This is a genomic window from Streptosporangium vulgare, assembly GCF_042428775.1.
GTDB classification, from domain to species: Bacteria; Actinomycetota; Actinomycetes; order Streptosporangiales; family Streptosporangiaceae; genus Streptosporangium; species Streptosporangium vulgare.
Genome location: NZ_JBHMBS010000045.1, coordinates 36,082 through 43,695, shown reverse-complemented (window position 1 = coordinate 43,695; position 7,614 = coordinate 36,082). Strand labels below are relative to the sequence as shown.

The window sequence follows — 7,614 nt, the reverse complement described above, 5'->3', positions numbered from 1 at the left end:
CGTGCGGCCAGTGCTCGATCCGCGCGATCTCCTCCTCACTCAACCCCACCGGGACGAACTGGACGAGCGTGCTGTGCTCCCCGGCCACGCCCAGCGCACCGTAGGTGGCGTCGACCAGCCGGGTCGCGGTCTCCACGATCCTGCGCAGCACGGTCTCCAGGTCCAGGTCGCTGCCCACCGCGACCACCGCCTCCAGCAGCGCGTGCACCCGGTCGCGGGTGGCCAGCACCGCCTCCAGACGCCCCTGCAGCTCTGACAGCAGCTCGTCCAGCCGCATGTTCGGGATCAGGGAACGCGGCTCCTTTTCCGTCATAGGGCGAAGTCTCGCATCCGGTGGCCCCGGCGCCCACCCCGCATCCGAGCTCGGTCCACCTCCGCCGCGCCGCTCGCCACCCACGTACGCACCGCGCCCGCCGCGCCCGTGCGGGCCGTTCACCGGACCTGCGGGCACGCCATCGCGACCACCGAGGGCGACCCGTGCGCCGCGAGGAGGAGGCCCGGGACGGCCCCGGCGGTCGTCCGGGCAGCTCAGGCGGAGAGGCGGAAATCGGCCGGGCCCCCCGGGGATCCGGGGTTTGCCTGTCGGCGGCTCTGGGCTACTGTTCTAGAACAGTCGAGAGAGAGAAGTCGATCATGGGCGAGATGTCCTGGTCCGGCCGGCGGGGCGTCACGATGCCCGCCGCCGCCCGCGCGATGAGCGATCCCGGCGCCACCGGCCGGTTCGGAGCCTACGGCGGGCGGTACGTGCCGGAGTCGCTGATCCCGGCCTGCCACGAGATCGAGGCGGCGTTCCGCGAGGCCTGGGGCGACCCCGGGTTCCGCGGCGGGCTCGACACCCTGCTCACGGTCTACGCCGGCCGTCCCACTCCACTGACCCCCGCCCGGCGGCTCTCCCGCGAGCTCGGCATCGCCCTGTTCCTCAAGCGCGAGGATCTCACGCACACCGGCTCACACAAGATCAACAATGTGATCGGCCAGGCGTTGCTCGCTCACCGGATGGGCAGGCAGCGGCTGCTGGCCGAGACCGGCGCGGGCCAGCACGGCGTCGCCACGGCCACCGCCGCGGCGCTCCTGGGCCTCAGGGCGACCGTGTTCATGGGCGAGCGCGACATCGAGCGGCAGGAGCTCAACGTTCTGCGGATGAACGCGCTGGGCGCGGAGGTCGTACCGGTCACGACCGGGAGCCGTACCCTCAAGGACGCCTGCAACGAGGCGATGCGGCACTGGGTGTCGTCGGTGGACGACTCCTACTACTGCGTCGGGTCGGTGATGGGCCCGCACCCCTATCCGTGGATGGTGCGCGAGTTCCAGCGGGTGATCGGCGAGGAGGCCCGCGCCCAGTGCGCCGCCGAACTCCCCGTCGGCGTGCCCGACTACGTCGTCGCCTGCATCGGTGGCGGCTCCAACGCCGCGGGCACGTTCGCCGGCTTCGCCGACACCACCGCCCGGCTCGTCGGGGTCGAGGCCGAGGGCGGCGCGGCGGCGACCTTCGGCAGGGCCGGGGTGCTGCACGGCTTCCGCTCGCTGGTCCTCCAGGACGAGGACGGCCAGGTGAGGGAGGCCCACTCGGTCGCGGCGGGCCTCGACTATCCGGGGATCGGCCCCGAGCACGCCCATCTACGCGACGGCGGGCGCGCCCGCTACGAGACCGTGAACGACGAGGAGGTCGTCCAGGCGCTGCTCCGCCTGGCCCGTACCGAGGGGATCCTGGCCGCGCTGGAGTCCTCGCACGCCGTGGCCTGGGTGATCCGGGCCGCCACCTCCGGCGAGATCGCGCCGGGATCGACCGTGATGCTGACTCTCTCCGGCAGGGGAGACAAGGACATCGCCTCCATCAAGGAGCTGCTGTGACCGGATCCCTGGAAGAGTTCCTGGTCGCGCGCCGCGGCGCGGGACGTCCCCTGCTGGTGCCCTACGTCACCGCCGGGGTCACCCCCGGGTGGACGGACGTCGTGCGCGCCTACGCCGACGCCGGAGCCGACGCCGTCGAGCTGGGCCTCCCCTTCTCCGACCCCATGCTGGACGGCGTCACGATCCAGGAGACCTCCGACCGGGCGATCGCGGCCGGGACCACGGTCGGGGGGATCCTCCGGGAGGTCGCGGCACTCGACGTCGGCGTACCGCTCATCGCGATGACCTACAGCAACCTGGTGGTGCAGCGAAGCGCCGCGGAGTTCTGTGCGGCGCTCACCGCGAGCGGGCTGCGCGGGCTGATCGTGCCCGACTCGCCCCTGGAGGAGGCCGGGGAGCTGGCGGACGCCGCGGCGGCCGAGGGCCTGGACCTCGTGCTGCTCGCCGCTCCGTCCTCCTCCCGGGCCAGGCTGCGCGAGATCACCGAGCGCAGCCGGGGCTTCGTCTACGCCCTGACCCGCATGGGCACCACCGGCGAGCGCGGCGAGATTCCCGAGCGGGCCGCCCGGCTCGGCCGCGAGCTCAAGGAACTCACCGACCGGCCGGTCCTGTTCGGTTTCGGGGTCTCCAACCCGGCGCAGGCCGCCGAGCTGGCGGGTCACGCCGACGGCGTCGTGGTGGCCTCGGCGCTGATGCGCGCGCTCCTCGACGGCGCCCGGCCGCACGAACTGGGAGAATACGTGGCGAGCATTCGACGCGCACTCGACCAGGGAGCCAGATGAGCAGTACGCCCCGCTACCGCGCCATCGCCGACGACCTGACCCACAAGATCAGGTCGGGCCACTACCGCGCGGGCGAGGCGTTGCCCGCGCAGCGTGAGCTCAGCGCCTCCTACGGCGTGACGATGATGACGCTGCGGCAGGCGTTGCAGGTCCTCAGCGGCGAGGGCCTGATCGTCCAGCGGGCCGGTCGCGGCACCTATGTGACGCCGGCCAGTGCGGAGTACCCCCTCGACACACTGCGCAGCCTTGGTGACGACCTGCGCAGGCAGGGGTACCCCCTGCGGACCGAGGTGCTGTCGGCCGCGATCCGGCGGGCCCCGCGCTCGCTCACCCGGCTGCTGGGCGACGCGCCGTCCGACCGCCGGGCCCTCCGGCTGGCACGCGTACGGCACCTGCTGGGCCGGCCCGCCGTCCACCAGGTCTCCTGGGTCGTCGAGCCGCACGCCTCGGCGATCAGGGGGGCCGACTTCACCGAGACCCCGCTGTACACCGCGCTCACCGACGCCGGCGCGCGGGTGCACCGGGCGACCGAACGGATCAGGCCGGCCCTGCTCACCGCCCCGGTCGCGGCGCTGCTACGGCACCCGGCGGGCGCCCCGGTCTTCGTCAGCGAACGGGCGACCTATGACGACCAGGGCGCCCTGGTCGTCATGGACCACGCCACGATCCTCGGCGAGTGGATGGAGATCAGGGCCGAGCGCAAGGCCACGGACCTGTCGCTGCACTGGGTCTCCCAGCACTGACCGTTCACGGTCCGGGGGAAGGCTCCGGACGGCGGCCCGCGCCCCCTCCCCCTCGGGGAGGCGCCCGGCCCTCGCGGGGGCATACCCCGACGCCAACTACGAAACGTTTCGACGGCCGTCGAACGGAGGCGGGGTTAACCTGGCCGCATGGGACATCCGGAACCCGCGCCACGGGCAGGTGGGGACGCCGACATCGCGGTGATCGGCGCGCTGGTCGCCGACCCCGGGCGGTGCCGGATCCTGCTCGCCCTCGACGACGGCCGGGCCCTGCCCGCCACCCGCCTGGCCGCCGAAGCCGGGGTGAGCCCCGCCACCGCCAGCAGCCATCTGGGCAAGCTGACGGAAGGAGGGCTGCTCGCAGTCGAGGCCCGTGGGCGCCACCGCTACTACCGGCTCGCCGGGCCCGCCGTCGCACGCCTCATCGAAGCCCTGCAACAGCTCGCGCCCGCCATGCCGATCAGCTCGCTACGCCAGCACACCCGCGCCCACGCGCTGCGCGAGGCCCGCACCTGCTACGACCACCTCGCCGGGCGGCTGGGCGTCGAACTCATGTCCGCGATGATCGGAAACGGTCACCTGACCGGGGGCGACGGCACCTTCGACCTCGCGCGCGCCCGGCAGGACCGGCCCACCGGCTACGGCCACGACGTCGACTACACCCTCACCGCGTCCGGTGAGGAACTCCTGGCCGGCCTCGGCCTGCGCCTGCCGGCGCGGCGGCGGCCCGTCCGCTACTGCGTCGACTGGAGCGAGCAACGCCACCACCTCGCCGGGGCCCTCGGCCGGGGCCTGCTCGACCGGTTCACGCAGGCCGGCTGGATACGGCGCACCGGCACCACCCGCGCCGTCAGCGTCACCGACGCCGGCCGCCGGGGCCTGCGCGACGTCCTCGGCATCGACCTCACGCCACCGTGAGCGGGTCCGCCCCGCGCGATCGAGGAACCACGGCGAAGACACCGCGGATCGCGCCGACCGGCCGGGCCGGCCCGGCCGGTCGGCGCGATCACCTGGCGGGCGGGGGCTCACGCCGATCGGCTCCCCTCAGGCACGCGTGACGTTCACGAGGCGAGCGTGATCTCGGCCAGCTCACGCCAGTCCTGCCGCCGCCCGGCACGGGTCTCCTCGGCGAACGCGGCCTCCCCGAGGCGACTCCGCGTTTCCGCGGCGATCCTGGAAGCGTCCGGCTGCGAACGATCCGGCGTGCCGCGCACCTCGTCGCTCGCCCCGAGCAGTCGCGCGGCCTGTTCGTACTGTCCCCGGCGCAGCGCGAGATCCGCGAGCCCGATCAGCACCTCGGCGATCAGCGGCGGATAGGTGTACTTCACGGCCGTGCGGAACGCCTCGGTCCGATACGAGCGGGCCTGGTCGAGATCCTCGGCGAGGTAGCCGTACAGGTCCAGGGCCTTGGCGCGGACGGAGTCGCCCAGTTCCGCCCGCGCCGTGGCCAGGTGCCGGTGTGCCTCGTCCGGCTCGCCGCGCCAGCGCGCCAGCTGCGCCTTCGAGAGCGCCAGCTCGGCGAGCGCGTCCGGCCAGGTGACCCCGCTCGCGCACCGCCGCGCTTCGGCCATGGCGTACGTGCTGGACCGCTCGTCGCCGAGCAGCCAGTACAGCTGGGCCTGCCGCGCCCGCAGGCCGACCACGTCCTCGTCCGTGCCCACCTCGGTCAGCGCCGTGACCGCCTCCCCGTAGTGCTCGCACGCGCGCGCGAACTCTCCGCGCATGGCGAGCCGGTCGGCCAGGAAGGTCAGCGCCATCGAGATCCCCCACCGGTCACCCAGCGCGCGGAACTCGGCGAGGGCGATCTCGACGTCGGCGTCCACGTCGGTCTCGTCGCCGCCGAGCGTGAGCCGCAACCGTCCGCGGGTGAGCCTGGCCTGCGCTCGCACCCACGGGTCGCCGTCGGCGATGAGCGGCTCGAACGCGGGCAGGAAGTCGGCCACGTCCCGCACCATCCGCTCCAGCGGCTCGACGAACCCGAGCAGCGGGTTGCGATACCCGCCGCGCCGGGTGAGCCGGTGCGCCTCGTGGATCCACTCCCGCGCCTGGTACTGGTCGCCGACCCCGGAGGTCACGAAAATCGCCACGATGGTGTACGCCATCGCCCGCACCTCGTCGGACACCTCACCGTCCAGCGAGGCCGCCGCGATGCTCAGCTTGGTGCCCTCGGTCCTGTACCCGGTGAGGAACCAGTACCAGCCTACGGCCGCGACCAGCCGCATCGCCTCCTGCGCCCATCCCTCGGCGATCGCCCCGCGCAGGCCGACGTTGATGTTGTCCTTCTCGGCGTCGAGCGTGGACAGCCACTCCAGCTGCCCGGCCCGGCGCAGGTGCGGGTCGGCCGTCTCGGCCAGCTCGGTGAAGTAGGCGAGGTGTGCCCGGCGCGCCTGCTCGCTCTCCCCGGCCTCGGCGAGCCGGTGCGCCGCGTACTCCCTGATGGTGTTGAGCATCCGGTAGCGAGGCGTGCCCTCGCCGTCGGCGAGCAGCAGCGACTTCTCGATCAACGCGGTCAGCACGTCGAGTGTCTGCTCCCCGGACGCCTCGTCCCCGCACACCCGTTCGGCCGCCTCCAGGCTCGCCCCGCCGGAGAACACCGAGAGCCGCCGCAGCACGCCGCGTTCGGCCTCGGTCAGCAGGTCCCAGCTCCAGTCCACGACCGCGCGCAGCGTCTTGTGCCGGGGAAGCGCCGTACGGCTGCCGCCGGTCAGCAGGCGGAACCGGTCGTCGAGCCGTCGTGCCAGCTGATCGACGGACATGGTGCGCAGCCGTGCCGCGGCCAGCTCGATCGCCAGCGGCATCCCGTCGAGCGCCCGGCAGATCCGCGCCATGGCCGACAGGGTGTGCGGGTCGGAGCCGATGTCGTGGCGTACCAGATCCGCGCGGTCCCGCAGCAGCCGCACCGCGGGCGAGGATCCGGCCTCGGAGGGGGCCGCTCCCGGTGCGGGCAGCGCGAGGGGCTCGACCTGCCACAGCACCTCCCCGGTGATACCGAGCGGCTCCCTGCTCGTGGCCAGGATCCGCAGCATCCGGCACTCCCCCAGCAGCCGGTCCGCGAAAGCCGCGGCCTCCTCGATCACGTGCTCGCAGTTGTCCAGGATCAGCAGGATCGTGCGCCCCCGGACCGCGGCGATGAGCCGATCCATCGGCTCCCCGGCCCGCGCGCCACCGAGCAGTGCCTGGTCACGCAGGCCGATCGCGGTGAGGGCGGCCTGCGCCGGCTCACCGCCCGCCCGCACCGAGGCCAGCTCGACCAGCCACGCCCCGTCCGGCAGCCCGGCGAGCATCGTGCGGGCGGTCTCCGTGGCCAGCCTCGTCTTGCCGGAGCCGCCCGCCCCCGTCAAGGTGACCAGCCGGTGCCCGACGGCCAGGGCGGCGACCGCGGAGACGTCGTCGTCCTTGCCGACGAAACTCGTCAGCTCGGCGCGCAGGTTCGTCCTGCGACTCTCCGCCCGCTCGCCCAGCTCGCCCCGCAGCAACGCGGTGTGCAGCGCGGAGAGCTCGGCCGACGGATCGGCGCCCAGCTCCTCGGCGAGCCGCTCGCGCGTGCGCTGGTAAACGGTCAACGCCTCGTTGCCGCGCCCGGCCTCGGCGAGCGCCCGCATCAGGGCCGCCACGAACCCCTCCCGCAGCGGATGGGCGGCGACCAGCTCGGTCAGCTCGGAGACCAGCTCCGCGCCACGGCCGAGGCGGACGTCGGCGTCCACCCGATCCCCCAGCGCGGCGACGTGGAGTTCGTCCAGGCGGGCGACCGCGGTGTCGAACGCGTCGCTGTCTCGCAGCGCGATGTCCGCCATGGCCGTACCGCGCCACAGGGCCAGGGCCGAGCGCAGCAGATCCGCCCGCGCCGCGGGCTCGGCGGCACGGGCCTGCCCGATCAGGTGCTCGAACCGGTGCGCGTCCACGGCGTCGGGAGGCACGGCCAGCCGGTACCCGCCGGAATCGGCCTCGATCACACCGTCCGGCAGCACCCTGCGCAGCCTGGACACCAGCGCCTGCAGGGCGTTCACCTCGTCGGCGGGCGGCCGTCGCCCCCAGATCCAGTCCACCAGCCTCCCGCGCGAGACGCTCCGGCCGGGTTCGAGGGCGAGTGCGGCCAGCAGCGCGCGCAGCCGGATCCCGGGAACCTCCACCACGGCCCCGTCGCGGTCCCGGACCTCGAACGGACCAAGCAGTTCAACTCGCACATCAGTCATTGTGCCGAACCGTGGCGACGTCCCGAGCCGGTCGCCGGACCGGCCGGC

Annotated in this window: 5 protein-coding genes and 1 pseudogene; 4 read left to right on the top strand and 2 right to left on the bottom strand. The window is 73.9% G+C overall.

Annotated elements, in window-relative coordinates; all coding sequences use genetic code 11:
* Positions 1-313, bottom strand: a pseudogene (locus ACFFRH_RS42110) (histidine kinase); the annotation flags it as partial.
* A gap of 320 nt (positions 314-633) precedes the next feature.
* On the opposite strand from ACFFRH_RS42110, the gene trpB reads away from it, so the two are divergent.
* The 4 genes from trpB (at position 634) to ACFFRH_RS42090 (ending at position 4,291) form a co-directional block, all read left to right on the top strand.
* A complete protein-coding gene (gene trpB / locus ACFFRH_RS42105) occupies positions 634-1,851 on the top strand; it encodes a tryptophan synthase subunit beta (protein WP_386163663.1) in 1,218 nt (405 codons plus the stop codon).
* Entirely contained in the window at positions 1,848-2,633 is a 786-nt protein-coding gene (trpA, locus tag ACFFRH_RS42100) for a tryptophan synthase subunit alpha (protein WP_386163661.1), read from the top strand. The genes trpB and trpA overlap by 4 nt, the downstream gene beginning before the upstream one ends.
* Positions 2,630-3,376: a GntR family transcriptional regulator gene (locus ACFFRH_RS42095; protein ID WP_386163659.1), complete on the top strand. Its 747-nt coding sequence runs from the start codon at positions 2,630-2,632 to the stop codon at positions 3,374-3,376. Before trpA ends, ACFFRH_RS42095 begins: the two co-directional genes overlap by 4 nt.
* A gap of 147 nt (positions 3,377-3,523) precedes the next feature.
* The gene (locus ACFFRH_RS42090) at positions 3,524-4,291 is read left to right on the top strand and encodes an ArsR/SmtB family transcription factor (RefSeq protein ID WP_386163657.1); all 768 of its coding nucleotides are present in this window, start codon (positions 3,524-3,526) and stop codon (positions 4,289-4,291) included.
* A gap of 143 nt (positions 4,292-4,434) precedes the next feature.
* On the opposite strand, the gene ACFFRH_RS42085 is transcribed toward ACFFRH_RS42090, so the two are convergent.
* A complete protein-coding gene (locus ACFFRH_RS42085) occupies positions 4,435-7,557 on the bottom strand; it encodes an AfsR/SARP family transcriptional regulator (protein ID WP_512701140.1) in 3,123 nt (1,040 codons plus the stop codon).
* Positions 7,558-7,614 lie beyond the last annotated feature (57 nt).

Bases quoted from the DNA above. Each gene is read 5' to 3' on its own strand.
- trpB (WP_386163663.1), top strand. From the start codon at position 634: ATGGGCGAGATGTCCTGGTCCGGCCGGCGGGGCGTCACGATGCCCGCC.
- ACFFRH_RS42095 (WP_386163659.1), top strand. From the start codon at position 2,630: ATGAGCAGTACGCCCCGCTACCGCGCCATCGCCGACGACCTGACCCAC.
- ACFFRH_RS42090 (WP_386163657.1), top strand. From the start codon at position 3,524: ATGGGACATCCGGAACCCGCGCCACGGGCAGGTGGGGACGCCGACATC.